Raw genomic sequence first — 17,489 nt, forward strand, 5'->3', positions numbered from 1 at the left:
CGATGACTTTTACGAATGAATTACCGCCACCTCACCCCCTCCATGTCGTTGCTGCTGGCCTTTGAAGCCGCCGCCCGACATGAAAGTTATACCCGTGCCGCGATGGAACTCTCGCTGACGCAAAGCGCAGTCAGCCGGCAAGTCCAGGCGCTGGAGCAGCAACTGGGCCTCACGCTGTTTCGCCGTGAAGGCCGGCAGGTGCAGTTGACCGATGTCGGTCGTCTTTATCAGCGGGAAATGAGCGAGGCGCTCGGACGCATCCGCAGCGCCACGTTGCAGGCCATGGCTTATCAATCAGGCAGCGGCACGTTGCGCCTGGCCACATTGCCGACCTTCGGCTCGAAGTGGTTATTGCCGCGCCTTCATGACTTCTACAAAACCCATCCCGGCATGCTGGTGCACATCAACTCCCGGATCGACGCCATCGACTTTGAAACCAGCGGCATCGATGCCGCGATCATCGTCGGCAATGCCGATTTACCGGGCCTGATCAGCCATCGCCTGCACGCAGAAGAAATGATGGTGATCATTTCGCCGCAAGCGGCCCAGGCCCATGACGACTGGACACCAGAGCGCATTGGTGGACAGATACTGCTCAATGTCACGAACAATCCCAACGTTTGGGGGGAGTGGTTCAGCCACCACGGCTTGCCCCATCGAATGATGCGCCTGGGGCCGAGTTTCGAACTCACCTCACACTTGATCCAGGCCGTCAGAGCCGGCATCGGAATCGGTCTGGTGCCTCGTATTCTGGTGGCCGACGAGTTAGCCAACTCAGAGCTGATCAGCCTGGACCTGCCTTTCGCCAGCCAGCGCAGTTACTACCTGACCTATCCGCCGCGCAATGAAATGCTGCCGTCACTCATGGCGTTCCGTACCTGGTTGCTGGAACAGATATGAACGCAGCTTTCAACCAGTGCCGACATCTACGCAAAGGGTTTCAAGCAGCACCTGCTCCAGGATGACAAAAAAACATTTGATGTGAGCCTGTTTCAATGCCTGCGGTCGGGTCACCAGATAGACCTCCATATCTGGAAGTTGGAGATCCGGGAACAACCCGATCAGGTCCTTCGCCAGAATACGGGGCAGCACTGCCACGCCCATACCTCGCTTCACCGATTCGAGCTGAACCGCGAATGAGTTCACGCTGATCTGCGTGCGATCCAGACCCGCGGCCTTTGCCACACACATTTGCGGCAACATATCCAGCGGAGGAAGCAAGCCAATATTGACCGCAGTGGCCGGCGTCACCCCTGGAAACCGCTTCAGATAACCTGCATCGGCGAAGACACCGTAAGCGAGCCTGCCTATGGGGCGATAAATCAGCGACGGCTCGCCCAGATGAACTGTGCGTACTGCAATGTCTGCGGCGCCGCGGACAATCTTGTGAAAGTCGGCTGTTATCAGCAATTCCACCGAGCATCGTGAGTGCGCGGATGTGAAGCGACTCGCGGCCTCCAGCACGCAGGACGAGAATCCCTCTCCTGCACTGACCACGACACTGCCAGATAGCTCTGTGTGTAACTCGGACATGCCCGTAACGGTTTGACGCCTCAAACCCGCTTCAGCAGCCAGGGCAACGTCCACGAGGGATTGGCCTCGCGGGGTCAACCAGCATCCTTCAACTCCCCGCTCGACGAGTGGCTCGCCCAAGGCGCCCTCAAGTTGGGTCAATCGGCGGGAAACGGTAGACGCCGCGACCCCCAGCAATTGGCCAGCCTGAAGAAAGCTGCCACGCCGCGAGACGGCCAACAGCAGACGAAGATCATCCCAATTTGCTTGCAACGCCATGCTTCATAGCCTCCCTGGTCTGCATATGTGCAAAGCCATTATGCAGTAGTCGCTGTTTTTCGACAGAGGCCTCAAAGGTATATCTACAGGCCTCGAAACGAATGGAATGGAACGGACTGTATGACTACTGGCCCCAACGACTTTGCGGAACGCGCCGCCAGCGCCTTCAATCGCCGTGATGTGGAGGCGATGCTTGCGCTGGTTTGCGAAGACTTCATCTACTTCGATGGGATGGGGATGCAAACCGGTCGCGAATCCATGCGCCAGCGAGAAATCGCATTACTCGAAGCGTTCCCCGATGCCCAGCTGACCTTCAGCCCATTTGCCGTCGATAACGATCGTTTAGCACTGACCGCCTTCCTGACCGGCACCTTCACCGCACCATTAGTGCTGCCGGACCGGGTGATTCCACCCCATGGCCGCCACATTGCCGTGTACTACGCCGCACACTTCACCTTCAAAGACGGGCTGGCCATCCGTGAAGAGGCCTTCTTCGACAGTGCGGTGTTGATGTCATTTTTTAGCCGATCAAACTGAGGGTTGAGCGATGCATAGTGTATTCGTTACTGGAGCAACAGGCTTGCTGGGCAATAACCTGGTGCGTGAATTGGTCGCTCATGGCTGTACGGTCAAAGCGCTGGTCCGATCAAGGGCCAAAGGTGAACAGCAATTCAACAACCTGCCGGGGGTGGAACTGGTCGTAGGGGACATGGCCGATGTCGACGCATTCGCAGCGTCACTGCAAGGCTGCGATACGGTATTTCACGCTGCGGCGTTCTTTCGCGACAACTACAAGGGCGGCAGCCACTGGAAGGAACTCGAAAAGATTAATGTGTCGGGTACGCGGCGCCTGCTAAACCAGGCCTACAGCGCCGGTATACGACGGTTCATCCATACGTCTTCCATTGCCGTGCTCGACGGCGCACCTGGCACGTCCATCGATGAGACATGTCTGCGGGCCGACGCCGATGCGGATGATTACTACCGTAGCAAGATCCTCGCCGACCGTGTCGTCTTGTCGTTCCTGGAGGTCCATCCCGAGATGCATGCCTGCATGGTCCTGCCTGGCTGGATGTGGGGCCCTGCCGACATTGGCCCGACCTCCTCGGGCCAGTTGGTCAACGATGTCGTGCGCAGTAAATTGCCCGGACTGATCCCCGGTAGTTTCTCCGTTGTCGATGCCCGCGATGTGGCATTGGCGCAGATTGCCGCCGCCAGGCATGGACGGCGAGGCGAGCGCTATCTCGCGGCGGGCCGGCATATGACAATGCGTGAGCTGGTGCCTGTTCTGGGACGTATAGCGGGCGTCAAGACACCCGTTCGACAATTACCGCTGGCCTTTCTATACACTTTGGCGGCTGTGCAGGAAATCTATGCGCGTATTACCGGCAAGCCCATTCTGCTGAGCATGGCCACGTTGCGCCTGTTGGTACGAGAGAAGGACCGCTCGTATTTCAACCACAGTAAAAGTGAACAAGAGCTTGGCCTGAGTTTCCGGGCGCTAGAGCTGACAATCACCGACACCGTGGCGTGGTACCGTGATCACGATTGGTTTTGAAACACACCAGGACAAGGACGTAAACAAACTGTGAGCAGGAAAATAATCCTGATGCGCCACGGCCAGCCAAAGTTGGTCGCAACCGAAAAAATGTCAGCGCTCGATATGAAAGACTGGATCGAACACTACAACCAGTCCGAAATTACCAACCAACCCGTCCCGGATGCCAGCCTGCAGCTCGCCGCATCCGCCACGGTGGTTGTCTCAAGCGACGCGCCTCGTGCGCTGACTTCCGTCCAGGCTCTTGGCCTGAAGCCCGCCCTCGTCGACGCGCTTTTCGGTGAAGCGCAACTGCCTTATGGTCACTGGAAACTGCCACGGCTATCGCCGTTTACCTGGGCATTTATCCTTCGAGTCTTATGGTTGTGCGGTTACTCACGCAGCGTCGAATCCGTCGGCACGGCGAGGATGCGCGCCAGCACGGCAGCTCAACGACTTCAGTCCCTTGCCAGCGAAGGACCGGTTCTGCTGCTCGGTCATGGCTTTATGAATCGAATGATCGCCAAACAACTGGTGGCAGATGGATGGACTCGCCAAAAACGTAATGGCAGCCAGTATTGGAGTGCGACGGTGTATCAATACGGCGGTGTTTAAGAGGTGCCTGTTGAACGACGTTGCACCGGACCTGCACCAGCATGATCAACCGGGCCGACGCCAAGGCTCCATAGGTAATGGTTCAGCGTTGATCTGTACGGGCGACTAAATTACAGCGGAGCAAGCAGCAATCAATCCTGAGCTGACGTTGACGAGTGTCCGCTCAGGGTCCAGGCTGTGTGAAAACACATTTTTAGAACGATTCGGCCATGGGGGCATTTGTCCAGGTTTTGAGGCACCATATGGTCTCTAGGAATCCAGCAGCTCGACGCAGCTCGCAAACCAAATCAGGAAGAATGAATGCCTTCCCGTCGCCGCCTCAGTAGTGTCTGTCAAAGTATTGCGCACCACGCTGCGAGCAGTCTGTCGTACGTACACCCACATCTGTTGCAAGCACTCAAAGCGACCGCGGAATCGATCGCGACGGTGGATCTACTGAGTGCGACCCCATACCCGAAGGAGCTTCGCAGTCATCCCCACCTTCCCACCGCCCTCTCTTCACTACGTGATCGTTTTGAACAGATTTTGAAATCTGAAGGATTTTTAATAACCGACCTCAACGAGGCCAAGCTATTTTTCATACCTGATGGCCAATACCACGACGAGTATTGTTGCGAATGCCACGCAAGGTTGTCCCATTCAAGCGGCCGTAAATACTTTGCGGCAGTCAATTGCATGGGTAAATCCATTGTTCCCCAGCTTGCCAATATCTGACCAATCCCCTCCGGTAATGTCCTCAATCCAGGTGGAAGGCGAGCTTTGCTTTAAGGCCAAAAGCCGGAATACGCCGAGGATGATCTAAGCTTTTTTTCGTCTAGATCGTATCGGGGGCGATCATGAAGCGATTCATTGAGGGTGAGGCTCGGACGCAAGTCACCTTGCTGCCGGAGTGTCTGGACGATTACGTAGCCGAAGAAAATCCAGTGCGCGTGGTCGATGTTTTCGTCGATGAACTCGACCTGGGCGCACTTGGTTTTGAGGGCGTCGATCCTGCAGCAACTGGTCGTCCGGCGTACCACCCGGCGGTGTTACTGAAGATCTATATTTACGGCTACCTCAATCGGATTCAGTCCAGCCGTCGGCTTGAGCGTGAGGCCGAACGCAACGTCGAGTTGATGTGGCTAACAGGGCGTTTGGCTCCGGACTTCAAAACCATTGCCGACTTTCGCAAAGACAACGGCAAAGCCATTCGCAGCGTATGCCGCCAGTTCGTAGTGCTTTGTCGCAACCTCAATCTCTTCTCCCGATCGATCATCGCCATCGACGGCAGCAAATTCAAAGCCGTCAATAATCGCGACCGCAACTTCACTCAGGGCAAGGTGAAGGCACGCATGCAGCAGATTGAGCAGAGCATTGATCGCTATCTGGCGGCGATGGATTCGGCGGATCGGGCAACGCCCGAAGTGGCCGAGGCCAAAGCAGAGCGGCTTAAAGAAAAGATAGAAACACTGAAAAAGCAGATGCAGAAACTCAAGGAAATCGAGGTGCAGCTCCACGAAAGTCCAGACCAGCAGATCTCCCTCACAGACCCAGATGCACGCTCAATGGCCACGAGCGGCCGAGGCACCGGAACGGTTGGCTACAACGTACAAACAGCTGTCGACGACAAACACCATCTGATCATTGCCCATGAGGTGACCAACGTTGGTAATGATCGTGGGCAACTGAGCAATATGGCGAACCAAGCGCGTGAAGAAATCGAGGCTGAATCGCTAACGGTGGTTGCCGACCGAGGCTATTACAAAGGTCTGGAAATCCTTGCTTGCGAGCAAGCCGGCATCACTACCTACGTACCGAAACCCCTCACATCTGGCAGCAAAGCCGAAGGCAGATTCGGCAAGCAGGATTTCATTTATCTTATTGCGTCGGACGAGTATCGATGCCCTGCGGGGCAGTTACTAACCAGGCGGCATTCGTCGATGGAAGACGGCATGTTATTGCATTGTTACTACTTCTCGGGCTGCCAGTCCTGCTCAATGCAAAAGCAATGTACGACGGGTAAGGAACGCCGTGTGAAGCGCTGGGAACATGAGGCTGTAGTCGACGCGATGCAGGTTCGGCTAGAACATGATCCAGCGATGATGAGGGTTCGTCGACAGACCGTTGAACATCCTTTTGGAACGCTCAAGTACTGGATGGGAAGTACCCACTTCCTGACCAAAACACTTCCGCGGGTAAGTACCGAAATGAGCCTTCATGTGCTCGCCTACAACCTCAAACGAATGATGAGCATCTTCGGCATCGCAGGACTTCTTGAGGCGATCCGGGCGTGAATCCAGCTGCTTGCTCGCCCGTGAGTAGCCATTTGGGCCGCTGACGCGGCCCAAATGGCATTACGAACGATTATGTACCTGACTGAGGTAATTCGCGCTTCCGCCCGCTGATTTCACAGGCAATCCTCGCGCCTCTCAGTTTTCGACATATTTAGCGCGTTTTCACACAGCCTGGGTCGTTGCGGGCCTTCGCGACAGGCAGAAATCGGCCAAAAGCAGCCAGTTGCGATCGGCTGCAAACGGTCAGCGACTTGCCGCTTGGCCATGGCAGAGTTCAATTACGTGTTGGCGACCTCCGGCCCAGCAAGTTAGAAAACTCAAATAAAATCCACACCCAAAACGTCAAAGAGAGCAGAAAATACGCAACGCTCCCACCAGTTATCAATAATCGATTTCCCGACATCGTCTTAAGCACATGATATGAGTAACGTAGATCACTACTTGGCAAAACTTGAAACAGCGGGACCAACAAAAGCATTAGCATGAACCCGACGCTCAAAACCCTTACAAGATAGCTTTTACTCTCAATAGGTTGTAAAGCATGCATGTGAAGACGAGTCAATGACATCACAATAGCAGCAACCCATGACAAAATAATCGCCATAGAAAAGCTAACCATTATTACCAATGGATACCTTGAGCCTTCACTAATGCTCCCAATATCCTTGTAACAAACCAAAATCATCTGCTGGACCAGCAACCATCCCCCCTCAGCCGTATCGGGCACAAGGGCGCTGACCATTACCAGTAAAAGGAGAAGCAACACAATCACCAGTTTTGCCTGCCCTATGCTGAAAACTGGAAAAAAAATACTTGTCCTGCTGCGTCCATAGCCGTCATAGGACATAACCTAACCTCAGTTGATACCTGTGTATTGTGATCGAGATATGCTAATGCGAGTGTAGACCAGAAAATTCCGGTAAATTAGAAACGCTTAGATCAAAATACTATCGCGCATGTCGGGACGAAGACCTGCCGCTCGCCAAATTGTAGAGCTCATGGATTGCACTATTGCGCGTATCGAGAGTTGGCATCGAAAATAAGCGAGCAAACTTGCAAGAGCGACTCTACTAATGACCGCTTCGGGTCGGTTGCTGCCGTGACAGGCAGAAATCGGCCAATAGCTGCCTGCTGGAACCGGTTGAAATCGACCCGAAGCAGTCTTCGCTAACGATTAAACTCACAGGCCTGGACAGCCGTTCGGGCAGATCCGGCGGCATGATGGGTCAGCCCGTAAAGAAGTACTTGCCTTTGATTTTCCTGGGATTGACGAAGACGAAGTCTGGAAAGATTTTTCCTCGGACGTACCAAACAAAAGCCAGGATAACGATACTTATAGCTAATGCGATAGTGGTTGTTGCCGGACTCGATGTAAACCCCTCAAGTGATCTTGGGAATTGGAGAAGCGAAAGGAGTATGTACGCGTTGTAGGCGCCGACGCGATGGTTGTAGAAGCCCCATACCAAAAACAAGGGAATCAAGGTCATTGAAACACCCATAACCCATTTGGCCGTTGGCTCCATCCTGGCGCCGATATCCAATCCCAGAAAGAATGCAATCAAAGCCTGGGCGAGCATTATCGTGATGAGAATATTGACCTTGCGATCGTGCTCGTCACAACGAATTGGATCTGCATACGAGGCTATAAAGTAGGCAAGATGACTGTCTTTTACACCCCGCCCGGAGAGTTGTGAAAACACTTCCGACTTTGCAGTGCCGGCGGCGAGTAGCTCGCGAACTTTTTCCTGAACTTCTTTCTTGCTCAAAGTTGAATGTGAAATGCTTTCTCTTTGCGTCAACTTGACAGATTTCTTAGCAGGAAACACCAGGACAGCCACGGCCCCGATAAAGGCTAGCGTGCCCAAGAAAACGCCGAGGTAAAAACCCCCTCCTAGTGAGTAAGTACCTGGCTTCACTCTACCCGGCTTTGCAGGGTCGACAAGAATTTCGATCACTTTTCCTTCCCTGAATGTTGCAACTGATCTTTCGACCGACTCCAGGCTGGTTTTGCAGGGCCGCTGCGATATTTCGAGCGGATAAGTGTATTGCTCTCCGTTCAACTCAAAGGTCACGTTAACCAGAGGGCAATAGGTCATACCCTTACTGCGCATCTCCTCAGAAATGGAGACAGTGGCGACAGTGGCATTCCACTTCTGCCAAGTCTTCGTCTCGTCCACCTCCTTGTACGAGGAAAGAGACACGAGAAGACAGAGCAAGCCAAAGGAAAATAAAACAACGAACAGGGCCGTCCTTAGCAAGAGCAAGAAGGTCTTCATAAGGCTCCTTGGCCAACGTGAAATGGAGGTCAGTTGGGATATGACACCTTGGCGGCAAGTCCCCCTGCGCGCGGTGTAATGATGCACTGAGGTTAGTCCGTAGATACTCAAATGCAATGCAACTTCCCGCGCTTCCGCTCCTGGCCGGTTTCTGCCGGTTCCCAGCGGCAGCTTTGGGTCGTTTTCTGCCTCTCGCGATGGGCAGAAAACGACCCAAAGCGGACGGTGAAAAAAAGAACTTGTCTCGATTCGCTCCCCTTCAATGTCATCCGGACTTGAGCTGAAGGCCCGTTCGCACGACCGTCGTTTACGAAGCTCCTCAATGGCTTGGCCGATCCAAGAGTTCATCCGGCAGCCAGCAAGAAACTAGTTGAACGGTCATCAAATCGACACCTTTGTGGCGCAGCATTCTCGAAGAGTTACTTCGTGCTTGATCTGCTTTTTAGTCAGCAGACAGAGGGTGCCGCTCATGGGTGCAACGGAAGCCACTGCAAAGCAAAAAGATCTGAAAAGGCGCGCCACGGTGATCTATCGCCGCGACGAGGAAATTCTTTTTGTCCGCAAACGCAACGCCAAATGGAATTTACCTGGTGGCCGCGTCGAGCAAGGTGAGACGCCCCTACAAGCCGCTCTGCGTGAGATGGCAGAGGAGACTGGGTTGACGTTAGACCAACTCTCCTATGTCTCCGAATACGAAGACAGCAGAGTCATTCACTTTCTCTTCGAAGCACTGGTGGCAGGGCAACGCAAACCTCGCCCTTGTAACGAGATCGATGACTGCCGCTGGTTTTCAACAAAGGACTTGGACAAGCGTAATGTCCGTGGTTCGATCCGTACATTGCTCAAGCACTGTGCGTCCGAGTCGAGCAATAGTTCAGCCACATCTAATGCTTGTTAGAAAGAGCGATGGTTAATGCTCAGCCTCGTCGAGCAATCAGGTCGCGTAAGCAGACTGGCCTCATAGGCGACCGCTGACGAGATGCTTACCTAACCTCCGGGTTTCCAGCATCCTGGGCAAAAGTATGAGAGGCCGCCTCTATCCGCTCTTCGAGTTGGGCAATGTAGGTTTTAGCGTCCTCTAGGCTGGGGAACGAAACTGCCGTTTCGCCAAGCCAAACTTTGCAACCGCTTCCTTGCTCATTTGTTTCAATAGTGATTTTCATCTGCAAACCCTTTGCTGTTGAGGTGGCGGAGGGTAGCGCACTTTTTAGATAATTCAAATGTATCAGAGGCTCTATATCAAGCCTTTCAAGGTGATTCGATATCAGTCTTTAGACTTCGTTAGGTCTTTCTCTAGGTGATCAAGCAGTGACGCCAATTTCAGCTCGGCATCAGCCAACGCCTGTTCTGACGCGACTTCCCAGTAGGGTGCGATTTCGAGCAAATCAGGTTCCACTTCGGCCCGCAGGCACCATTGATGATGATCGTGCCATGAGCCGAGCGACCCTTGTATCGACTTCAGGGCTTCGCTGTCACTGTTAGCTTGCAGCCGAGCGCGCGAGTGATAGAGGGAGACTTCCAGGGAAATGATCTGAGCCACAAAATCGTCGACAAAAGACATCATCGTCCTCGCTTGTGAGTGGGTTCGCAGAGCTACTGTTCGTTGCAGCCATTGCGCACGGGCACTGCAATATAAAATTCATCAAGTTGCCCCTGTGGATACGCAGGAAGTCGATAGACTGGAATCTTTTGCCGCAGGAATGGTGTTGATGCGTCGTGTCGTTTTCAATAAAAAAGGTGGGGTAGGCAAGTCGAGTATTGTGTGCAACCTGGCTGCCGCCAGCGCAATGGAAGGCTACCGGACGCTCGTTGTCGACCTGGATGCCCAGGCCAACTCCACGTATTACCTTACCGGCCTGACCGGGGACGACATCCCGGTGGGTATTGCGGACTTTTTCAAGCAAACGCTGTCTTCTGGGCCGGCAGCCAAAAAAAGCCGCACTCATATCGTTGAGACACCCTACGACAATCTTCACCTCATCACTGCCAGCGGCGAGCTTGCTGATTTGCAGCCCAAGCTGGAAGCGAAGTTCAAGATAAACAAGCTGCGTCGGCTGTTGGACGACATTTCCCAGGATTACGACCGGGTTTACATCGATACGCCTCCGGCGATGAACTTCTATACGTTCAGTGCACTCATCGCAGCGGATGCGGTTTTGATTCCATTTGATTGCGATACCTTCGCTCGTCAGGCGTTGTACCAGGTGCTGGCACAGGTGGCAGAACTTCAGGCTGACCATAATGAATCGCTGGTCGTTGAAGGGATTGTCATCAATCACTACGTCAGCACTACTGGCTTTCACCGCAATCTGGTCGAGGAACTCGTCGCAGAAGGGCTGCCGATTCTCCCGGCGTATCTCGGCAGCTCGGTCAAGATGCGTGAATCTCATGAGCGGTGCCAACCGTTGATTCACCTCGACCGACATCACAAGCTGACAGGCCAGTTTGTTGATCTCTTGCGCGTGCTGGAGGAGGCAAACTGAATCGGCACGGGCACTGGAAGATTTGGAAATAGTGCATTCCATCGACTTGAAGACTGGCGATCAAAAACGCTGCTTAACTGAGCAATGTCGTTTTCTCAGGTCACTGTTTGAGCGGGGAGAAAGGAATGGCTGACAAATTCCGGGTGCTGTTTGTCTGCGCCAAAAATGACGTCCGTTCAGTGTTGGCCGAAGCGCTTCTTCGCCACACTGATTCATCAAACTTCGAAGCTTTCAGTGCTGGCCTTGAACCCAGTGAGGTTGATATTCGAACGCTGGAATCTCTCGAACACATTGGCATCGAGACCTACGGCCTGCGCAGCAAGTCGATCAATGAGTTCGAGGGGCAGGAGTTTCACTACGTGATCACGCTGTGTGACAAGTCCTCGGAGGAAGCCTCACGAATGCCGACCTCCGGTGAGGTGATCGTGTGGAGTTTTGAAGACCCGACGACCAGTGAGAAACATGAGCCTTTCCGTCATGCACTCCAAGAGATTCACGACCGCATCAAAATGTTCGTCACAGTGAAGACAAGGCAGTGAACTTGGATCCGCGATAACGATTACGAGCTGTTCTTAGACGTGCATTCCAATGACCGCTTCTGGCCGGATAGCGACGGTTAAGTTGCGACCGTCGCTGGGAATTTACACCTCCGTCTGTTCAGCCATTTCCAGGGCATCATCGACCTCAATGCCTAGGTATCTGACGGTGCTTTCAAGCTTCGTATGACCAAGCAAGAGTTGGACTGCTCTCAAGTTCTTTGTCCTGCGATAGATCAACGATGCCTTGGTTCGCCGTAGTGTGTGAGTACCGTACATGGTTGGGTCAAGGCCAATGGCTGTTACCCAGGCTTTGACTATTCGAGCGTATTGCCTGGTGGAGAGATGATCTGAGCCGTGCAACCGGGTCGGAAACAAGAAGTTCTCACTGCGAAGGTGGGCCTGATGCATCCAAGCCTCCAGAGCCGTTCGGGTTTGCTCAGTAATTTTTCAAACTGGACTGGGTGCTGAGTTTTCTGCTGCATCACGATGGCCCGTGACGACACATGTTCCCCATGGGCTATGTCTCGTACTCGCAGCTTGGTTAAGTCACAGGCGCGCAGCTTGCTGTCGATGGCCAAGTTGAAGAGGGCCAGATCCCGTGTCTTCTCCGCGAGCTGGAGTCTGACCCGGATGGCCCAGATATCTCTGACTCGGAGCGGGGCTTTCTGCCCGACAAGCTTTCCCTTGTTCCAAGGCTGATGGTTGTATGTAGCAATAGTGTTCATGGCTCGTCCTCCACATTGAGGGAGGACAAGGTTGGATCAGTCACGGTGTGTGGTGGTCGCTAACCGCCCCATAGCTGTCAGGCTGAATCCTCTCACATGCATTCGCGACTAGAGTTTCACTGCCGACTCTTCTAAAGCCTGGTCGGATTTCAACCGTGCAGCGTCAGGTCTTGAGCGTTATATATTTCGGTCTATGGGAAACCGGTATGACAAATCCGCAAGATAAAGCCGAATCCGACGAGGATTTAGGTCAGATGGTAATAGGGCGAGGGCCCTGCACCTATCTATTGCTGCTCCTGCTAGGATTGATCCTCCTATTTCCCTTTCTTGAGGAAGGTATATTTGCCCGCACATTGCTCGGCATTCTGTTTTCAATCGTGCTGCTCGTGGGCGCTTTCGCCACCAGGCAAACTCGGCAGGGGTTCATCCTCAAACTAGGCCTGGCGTTGCTTGGGGTTGGCCTTCAATGGGCGGCGTTGTGGGCTGAAAGTACCGCGATTCTTGTCCTTGCCGGGATATCTTATGTGGCGTCCCTTGCAGTCTCGTTCATCGGAGTGCTTCGCTATATTCTCAAGCGCGGGCCAATTACCGCCGACAAGCTGCATGGCGCGCTTGCGGGTTACATCATGCTCGCCTTCGTTTGGTCCTTCGTCTATGCCCTGGTCGAGATATCCAGCGCTGGCTCATTCGGCCCTGGCCACCTTGACTTCGTACAGCCCGGCACCTTCTTCAAACTGATCTATTTTAGCCTCACGACGCTCACGACCACCGGTTACGGTGATGTTATCCCATTGACCAACCACGCCCGCTCACTTGTGATGGTCGAAGAATTTTCAGGCGTCTTTTACGTTGGCGTTGTGATAGCACGGCTTGCCGGTCTGTATCCGTCGAATCAGGCTAAGTGACTCTTGATTTGCCTGAGCCACCTCCGGGCATTAGTGGTCGGTGCGGCCTGTTACGACTGGTCGAAATCGACCCATTGCTGCCCTCCGCTAAGGGCAGCTAGGGATTGTGAATTCAGCAGGTCGATGCAACACAACTAAATTCTATGTAAGCGACATGCAGACGGCCTCAGCGATTGAGCCTGGTAATTTTTGAACCCTGCAATCCCAGCCCGGCCATTAAGCCCTTTTGATCAAAGATGAACGCATAGACATCGGACTGAGCCGTTGAAGTAGTCATCGACTTGGCCATGCCTGAATCTACGACCACGATGCTTGGGCCCACGCCGACCTCGAATCCATTAACATTTTTCAGATCGTTCATCGCTGAATAGGTCATGAAGAACATCACGTATCCAAACCGCTGCACGCCCGCCTGAAGGCCGTATGAGGCTGCTGTGGTCGCGTAGTAGCCCGTCACTTTTCCGTTCTCAATCAATTCGCCTTCGCCATGCTGTGCGCCGGCGATGAGGCCCGCTTTCAGCACATCAGGGAAAACGAGGATACCCTTGGCTCGCTGCGCGAGGGCGCGCGCTTGCGGCGTTTTGGTATACAAACTCTGTAACGCCGCTTTCGCCTCGCGGTCCATTTCCGCGTTAGCAGCCATCGCATCAGAGGCGGAAGTTGATTGACCCATTTGGCAGCCCGCTGTGATCGCGAGGATTGAAATCATTGCCATCATTCGAAGGTATTTGATCATGAGCAATACTCCGTTTCTGTACCTGCCATTGAGGAACCTGCGTGGCGATAGCCGTTGCGGATCAAAGACTGACGGGGTCGATCTTTCCCTTAGACTTTAATCCTAATAAGCAGTTGGTCAAATGCTATGCACATGCATGTTCCTCAGACGAAATCGACAGTCAGCTGTTGGCCGACATCTGCCTTTCGTGATGGGCAGATATCGGCCGAGGCTGTGTAAAAACGTTTTTGATCGTAATAGGTGGCTGGATTCGACACAAAAATTGCGCTCCTCCGCAAATTTCAGGTCTGCTGAGTTGCCGAGTGCCAGCAATCCTAGAGGTCCACTTTGTTGTTCGCGGACTGCGTCAAAAACTCGCTGATCAGTGACGTAACCTGCTGTTGGATTACCTCGCGCGGGCGAGCATTGTCGCCATCCCCGCAAATGATGCCATCGCCAGGAATGTCCTCTTCGAGCAATGCCACTGCACCTGGTTTGCAAATCGACAAGAAGCTGAAATGGCTGGCGTCACTGATCTCGACATAGCGGCTGGACGCTTGGGGCAGGCGTGTGGCCAGGTTGGCGGACTCCAACTGAGCAGGCAGTTCCACCGATGGTGCGCCGGCAGCGATAACTAGCACCGGCACCGGCAGTGCCGCAAGGCTCTCATCGGTCATCCCGCGCGAGAGTCCCAGGTCCAAAGAAACCACAGCGGTGACGCGTTGATCGCGCAAATCGCCGGCCAGACCAGCCTTTAATGCCGGAGTACTCTCAGGGTTGATCTTTTGATAATTGGTGCAACTGGATAACTGCGGATGGAGTTTGCAGTCACGGGCAAACAGGGCCGGGTCGAAACGAGCACCGGCGATCTCCATTGCAGTCCAGCCGCCGAGTGAATGGCCCACTACAGCAATTTGACGCTTTGCGACCACGCCAAATTTTTCAGGTTGAGTGGTGACCGCCTCAATGGCCCGATGCAGGTCAATGGGCCGCTGCCATAACTGCGCCGCCGCTTGCGGGCTGCGATCATGGGTCGTGGTGCCGGGGTGGTTGACCGCTGCGACAATGTAACCCTTATGGGCCAATGCACTCGCCAACCAGTTCTGATTGTTCCAATTGCCTCTGAATCCATGGGAGAGCACCACCAATGGGTGCTCGCCAGCAGAGGGTGGCGCGTTGCGAACCGCAGAAGCACCGACAAACACCACATCGTCGCCGATCAACTGTGGGGTGACGGTCGTTGTACTGGGATACCAGACGACCATCTCCAGCGGACGCTCATTGTGTGGGTCCAGCAGGGTGGAGGATTGGAAGCCGACAGAGTTGACGTCAGCGAGAGCGCTGGTCGTCAGACAGGTTAAAAGCAGGGCGCCGAGAGCTGGTTTCAATGGGGTTGTCTTCCTTGATTTAGATAGGGGTTCAGAACCTGAAACCCACCGATAGCGTGTATCACATCTCGCAAATTATAGAAATCCAGCGCCGTGAGCAGGTGAATCTGCATCGACATTAAAGCCGATACTCCGACTGACATGCATAGTTTTCGTTATCTGCATTGACCGGTCAGCAGCCGGGCTTTCGGGGCAAGTCCGAAGGGCCGCTATTGGCCGATTCTGTTGAAAAAGTCGACCATGGTTTCCGCAGCAGAAAAGTATGCGTCCGAGATTGAAATCTCTACTTTCGGCAGAGGCTTTTCCGGACTCAGATTTCACGTAGCAGTGTGCAAAAAAGGCGTATTAACCAGTCAATGACCAGGCTGTTTGGGCGAACCGACTTTTTCAACAGAATCGGCCGAATTCTGCCTGTCACCAAGGGCAGCAACCGACCCAGGCTGTGTGAAAACGTATGCACCGTTTTGAAGTCTGCGTTGCTACGTAAAATCTGGCAGCGTTTGGCTGGTTAGCCAGACCTAAAATTTGCGTAGGAATGCGATTTCCGTTGCGGTTCTGAGTGTCAAACTCGCTCTAAAACGTTTTCACACAGCCTGGACCCATAGCGGTCATCAGTAAGCGTCGTCCTGTAGTAGACGGTATACGGATGCACCTTGCTGCCCCAACTGCGTGCACTAGCCTAAATACAGGCCGCTAGGAGTTTCATCACTAAGGTGTTTCACCATGCCCACATACTCGCCCACGCTGCGGGGCACTGGGGGGCGGCTGCACAATACCTGCTGCGAACCGTCACCATGCTTTAGCAGCACGGAATTCATGATCGCAATATGTGGCGCCTCCAATCCCTCGTCGCAAACGAGATCGAACGCGCCTTCGCAGTGCGCGGATGATTGACTTCCTGTTATCCCGCATGCAGCGACTGTAATTGACCAGCGCGCATTTTCCAGGCGCGGTTGATCGGGCTCTCAGGCTTTAATGCAAGGCGCTCGGCAACCAGTGCCTCGGCAAGTGCGCGGTTGCCAAGGCGAATAGCTGCTTCGGTCAGCGTCCATGAGAAGACATCACGCTGCGCGTGACTACCGCCGAAGCGGTTAGCTTTGGCGCGTAGCGGCATCAACGATGCTATAGCTTGGGCGTAATCCCCACGACCAAACGCCACCAACCCTTCGCACGCTGGCACACCAATCTCTCTACTCATCATGGCGTTGGTACCACTGCCAGCAGCGGCCCGCTTCAGGGCATCCAACTGCTGAGCTTGTGCGCGACTGTTTCCAGAACCCACGAATGACATCATCGCGTTCACGTCGTTAAAGGCGTAGAAGCCGTCTTCACAACGAGACTCCCATTTTTTGGCCAGTCCTTTCCACCGATCTCCAACGTCATGACCGAGCAGGGAGAGTCTCCAGAGCAGCGCTGATCCATCAAGTAGCTCAAGCGCTTGACCAAATCCACCCGCTGAAATGTCCTCATCAAAGAGACGAAGCGCGCCAGCCACGTCATTAGCCTCAAGGAGGAATAGTGCTTTATGCCACCACAAATGGAAGGCAAACATGCTATTGGGAGCCCAAGCATTGGCGCTGGATGAAAGGTACTTAGCCCCTTCTTCGCTACGGCCCTGCATTTCCATGACATGAGTGACGGCATGCACTGCCCAACCATCCTGCGGGTTCAAGGCAACAGCTTCGCGACCCTGCTCTTCGGCCTGCCGGTAATCCCCTGCCTCTTCCAAGCCAAAGGCATACATCCCTTTCACAAAGCCAAAACCAGGAACGTCGTTATCCCAGCGCGGCATCACACGAGCCACACGATCACGTAGCATGTGCGAGTAACCTAGATAGAAGTCGCCCAAATGGGCGTATTGCAGTGCCAGCAGATCGCGGGGGTGCTCGATCGAAACACGCCCCCAGATTTCGATTGCCCGCTCCCAGTCGCCGCCGAACCAAGCGCGTACTGCACGGATATGCTGTCGCTCGCGATCATTCGCTTTCGGCGCCAACCGCTCTGCCGCGTCCAAGCTCTTGAACAGCTCTGAGTCAAACGTTTTGTCGGTCGCAGTCGTAATCGCGCCAGCACGAAAGGCGTAGGCCAGCGCAAAATCTGGGTGCTCCGCGATAATTTTGTCAGCCGCAGCCAGAGGATCGGCCTGGTAGGCATGCATCAAGTCGCAAGCTCTATCCAGAGCATCGATTGCCTCCTGCGAGCCATAGGAAACAGGATTGCCACGCTTGTCGCGTTTGCTCAT

18 protein-coding genes and 1 pseudogene are annotated in these 17,489 nt (G+C 54.0%); 10 read left to right on the forward strand and 9 right to left on the reverse strand.

Annotated elements, in window-relative coordinates; genetic code table 11:
• Positions 1 to 15 precede the first annotated feature (15 nt).
• Entirely contained in the window at positions 16 to 900 is an 885-nt protein-coding gene (locus IC37_RS00255; protein ID WP_030131025.1) for a LysR substrate-binding domain-containing protein, read from the forward strand.
• A 9-nt stretch (positions 901 to 909) separates the two neighbouring features.
• Here the strand turns inward: IC37_RS00255 and IC37_RS00260 are convergent, their stop codons facing one another.
• The gene (locus tag IC37_RS00260) at positions 910 to 1,791 is read right to left on the reverse strand and encodes a LysR family transcriptional regulator (protein ID WP_030131024.1); all 882 of its coding nucleotides are present in this window, start codon (positions 1,789 to 1,791) and stop codon (positions 910 to 912) included.
• A 120-nt stretch (positions 1,792 to 1,911) separates the two neighbouring features.
• Here IC37_RS00260 and IC37_RS00265 point away from each other — a divergent pair, with 120 nt between their 5' ends.
• The 5 genes from IC37_RS00265 to IC37_RS00280 all read left to right on the forward strand — a co-directional run bounded on the left by IC37_RS00265 (position 1,912) and on the right by IC37_RS00280 (position 6,216).
• Positions 1,912 to 2,328 carry an ester cyclase gene (locus tag IC37_RS00265; RefSeq protein WP_030131023.1) on the forward strand — a complete coding sequence of 139 codons (417 nt, stop codon included), beginning with the start codon at positions 1,912 to 1,914 and terminating at the stop codon, positions 2,326 to 2,328.
• A gap of 10 nt (positions 2,329 to 2,338) precedes the next feature.
• Positions 2,339 to 3,349, forward strand: coding sequence for an SDR family oxidoreductase (locus tag IC37_RS00270; RefSeq protein ID WP_030131022.1), 1,011 nt, complete (start codon positions 2,339 to 2,341; stop codon positions 3,347 to 3,349).
• A 51-nt stretch (positions 3,350 to 3,400) separates the two neighbouring features.
• Entirely contained in the window at positions 3,401 to 3,943 is a 543-nt protein-coding gene (locus IC37_RS00275) for a hypothetical protein (protein ID WP_030131021.1), read from the forward strand.
• Positions 3,944 to 4,243: 300 nt separating this feature from the next.
• Positions 4,244 to 4,657 carry a hypothetical protein gene (locus tag IC37_RS28700; RefSeq protein WP_143519132.1) on the forward strand — a complete coding sequence of 138 codons (414 nt, stop codon included), beginning with the start codon at positions 4,244 to 4,246 and terminating at the stop codon, positions 4,655 to 4,657.
• 122 nt (positions 4,658 to 4,779) lie between these two features.
• Positions 4,780 to 6,216: an IS1182 family transposase gene (locus IC37_RS00280; protein WP_030131020.1), complete on the forward strand. Its 1,437-nt coding sequence runs from the start codon at positions 4,780 to 4,782 to the stop codon at positions 6,214 to 6,216.
• A 274-nt stretch (positions 6,217 to 6,490) separates the two neighbouring features.
• Here the strand turns inward: IC37_RS00280 and IC37_RS00285 are convergent, their stop codons facing one another.
• Both IC37_RS00285 and IC37_RS00290 read right to left on the reverse strand, forming a co-directional pair.
• Complete coding sequence (locus tag IC37_RS00285; RefSeq protein WP_030131019.1) at positions 6,491 to 7,063, reverse strand: hypothetical protein; 573 nt, start codon at positions 7,061 to 7,063, stop codon at positions 6,491 to 6,493.
• A gap of 379 nt (positions 7,064 to 7,442) precedes the next feature.
• Entirely contained in the window at positions 7,443 to 8,492 is a 1,050-nt protein-coding gene (locus IC37_RS00290; RefSeq protein WP_051414843.1) for a DUF3592 domain-containing protein, read from the reverse strand.
• Between the two features lie 469 nt (positions 8,493 to 8,961).
• On the opposite strand from IC37_RS00290, the gene IC37_RS00295 reads away from it, so the two are divergent.
• Positions 8,962 to 9,390 (forward strand): NUDIX hydrolase, encoded by a 429-nt coding sequence (locus IC37_RS00295; protein ID WP_051414842.1) that lies wholly within the window; start codon positions 8,962 to 8,964, stop codon positions 9,388 to 9,390.
• Between the two features lie 85 nt (positions 9,391 to 9,475).
• Here IC37_RS00295 and IC37_RS00300 read toward each other — a convergent pair whose 3' ends face one another.
• Both IC37_RS00300 and IC37_RS00305 read right to left on the reverse strand, forming a co-directional pair.
• Positions 9,476 to 9,655, reverse strand: a complete 180-nt coding sequence (locus tag IC37_RS00300; protein WP_030131016.1) for a hypothetical protein — start codon at positions 9,653 to 9,655, stop codon at positions 9,476 to 9,478.
• 101 nt (positions 9,656 to 9,756) lie between these two features.
• Positions 9,757 to 10,056 carry a hypothetical protein gene (locus IC37_RS00305; protein ID WP_030131015.1) on the reverse strand — a complete coding sequence of 100 codons (300 nt, stop codon included), beginning with the start codon at positions 10,054 to 10,056 and terminating at the stop codon, positions 9,757 to 9,759.
• A 145-nt stretch (positions 10,057 to 10,201) separates the two neighbouring features.
• On the opposite strand from IC37_RS00305, the gene IC37_RS00310 reads away from it, so the two are divergent.
• Both IC37_RS00310 and IC37_RS00315 read left to right on the forward strand, forming a co-directional pair.
• Complete coding sequence (locus IC37_RS00310; protein ID WP_030131014.1) at positions 10,202 to 10,975, forward strand: ParA family protein; 774 nt, start codon at positions 10,202 to 10,204, stop codon at positions 10,973 to 10,975.
• 125 nt (positions 10,976 to 11,100) lie between these two features.
• Positions 11,101 to 11,514, forward strand: coding sequence for an arsenate reductase ArsC (locus tag IC37_RS00315; protein WP_030131013.1), 414 nt, complete (start codon positions 11,101 to 11,103; stop codon positions 11,512 to 11,514).
• 102 nt (positions 11,515 to 11,616) lie between these two features.
• On the opposite strand, the pseudogene IC37_RS00320 reads toward IC37_RS00315, so the two are convergent.
• Positions 11,617 to 12,239, reverse strand: a pseudogene (locus IC37_RS00320) (tyrosine-type recombinase/integrase).
• 206 nt (positions 12,240 to 12,445) lie between these two features.
• On the opposite strand from IC37_RS00320, the gene IC37_RS00325 reads away from it, so the two are divergent.
• Complete coding sequence (locus tag IC37_RS00325; RefSeq protein WP_030131012.1) at positions 12,446 to 13,144, forward strand: ion channel; 699 nt, start codon at positions 12,446 to 12,448, stop codon at positions 13,142 to 13,144.
• A gap of 166 nt (positions 13,145 to 13,310) precedes the next feature.
• Here the strand turns inward: IC37_RS00325 and IC37_RS00330 are convergent, their stop codons facing one another.
• The 3 genes from IC37_RS00330 to IC37_RS00345 form a co-directional block, all read right to left on the reverse strand.
• Entirely contained in the window at positions 13,311 to 13,880 is a 570-nt protein-coding gene (locus tag IC37_RS00330) for a YSC84-related protein (protein WP_030131011.1), read from the reverse strand.
• A gap of 314 nt (positions 13,881 to 14,194) precedes the next feature.
• A complete protein-coding gene (locus tag IC37_RS00335; RefSeq protein ID WP_030131010.1) occupies positions 14,195 to 15,247 on the reverse strand; it encodes an alpha/beta fold hydrolase in 1,053 nt (350 codons plus the stop codon).
• A 901-nt stretch (positions 15,248 to 16,148) separates the two neighbouring features.
• Positions 16,149 to 17,489 (reverse strand): tetratricopeptide repeat protein, encoded by a 1,341-nt coding sequence (locus tag IC37_RS00345; protein WP_051414841.1) that lies wholly within the window; start codon positions 17,487 to 17,489, stop codon positions 16,149 to 16,151.

Source organism: Pseudomonas sp. QTF5 (genome assembly GCF_000512695.2).
GTDB lineage: Bacteria > Pseudomonadota > Gammaproteobacteria > Pseudomonadales > Pseudomonadaceae > Aquipseudomonas.

Bases quoted from the DNA above. Each gene is read 5' to 3' on its own strand.
- IC37_RS00255 (WP_030131025.1), top strand. From the start codon at position 16: ATGAATTACCGCCACCTCACCCCCTCCATGTCGTTGCTGCTGGCCTTT.
- IC37_RS00260 (WP_030131024.1), bottom strand. From the start codon at position 1,791: ATGGCGTTGCAAGCAAATTGGGATGATCTTCGTCTGCTGTTGGCCGTC.
- IC37_RS00265 (WP_030131023.1), top strand. From the start codon at position 1,912: ATGACTACTGGCCCCAACGACTTTGCGGAACGCGCCGCCAGCGCCTTC.
- IC37_RS00270 (WP_030131022.1), top strand. From the start codon at position 2,339: ATGCATAGTGTATTCGTTACTGGAGCAACAGGCTTGCTGGGCAATAAC.
- IC37_RS00275 (WP_030131021.1), top strand. From the start codon at position 3,401: ATGCGCCACGGCCAGCCAAAGTTGGTCGCAACCGAAAAAATGTCAGCG.
- IC37_RS28700 (WP_143519132.1), top strand. From the start codon at position 4,244: ATGCCTTCCCGTCGCCGCCTCAGTAGTGTCTGTCAAAGTATTGCGCAC.
- IC37_RS00280 (WP_030131020.1), top strand. From the start codon at position 4,780: ATGAAGCGATTCATTGAGGGTGAGGCTCGGACGCAAGTCACCTTGCTG.
- IC37_RS00285 (WP_030131019.1), bottom strand. From the start codon at position 7,063: ATGTCCTATGACGGCTATGGACGCAGCAGGACAAGTATTTTTTTTCCA.
- IC37_RS00290 (WP_051414843.1), bottom strand. From the start codon at position 8,492: ATGAAGACCTTCTTGCTCTTGCTAAGGACGGCCCTGTTCGTTGTTTTA.
- IC37_RS00295 (WP_051414842.1), top strand. From the start codon at position 8,962: ATGGGTGCAACGGAAGCCACTGCAAAGCAAAAAGATCTGAAAAGGCGC.
- IC37_RS00300 (WP_030131016.1), bottom strand. From the start codon at position 9,655: ATGAAAATCACTATTGAAACAAATGAGCAAGGAAGCGGTTGCAAAGTT.
- IC37_RS00305 (WP_030131015.1), bottom strand. From the start codon at position 10,056: ATGATGTCTTTTGTCGACGATTTTGTGGCTCAGATCATTTCCCTGGAA.
- IC37_RS00310 (WP_030131014.1), top strand. From the start codon at position 10,202: ATGCGTCGTGTCGTTTTCAATAAAAAAGGTGGGGTAGGCAAGTCGAGT.
- IC37_RS00315 (WP_030131013.1), top strand. From the start codon at position 11,101: ATGGCTGACAAATTCCGGGTGCTGTTTGTCTGCGCCAAAAATGACGTC.
- IC37_RS00325 (WP_030131012.1), top strand. From the start codon at position 12,446: ATGACAAATCCGCAAGATAAAGCCGAATCCGACGAGGATTTAGGTCAG.
- IC37_RS00330 (WP_030131011.1), bottom strand. From the start codon at position 13,880: ATGATCAAATACCTTCGAATGATGGCAATGATTTCAATCCTCGCGATC.
- IC37_RS00345 (WP_051414841.1), bottom strand. From the start codon at position 17,489: ATGAGCAAACGCGACAAGCGTGGCAATCCTGTTTCCTATGGCTCGCAG.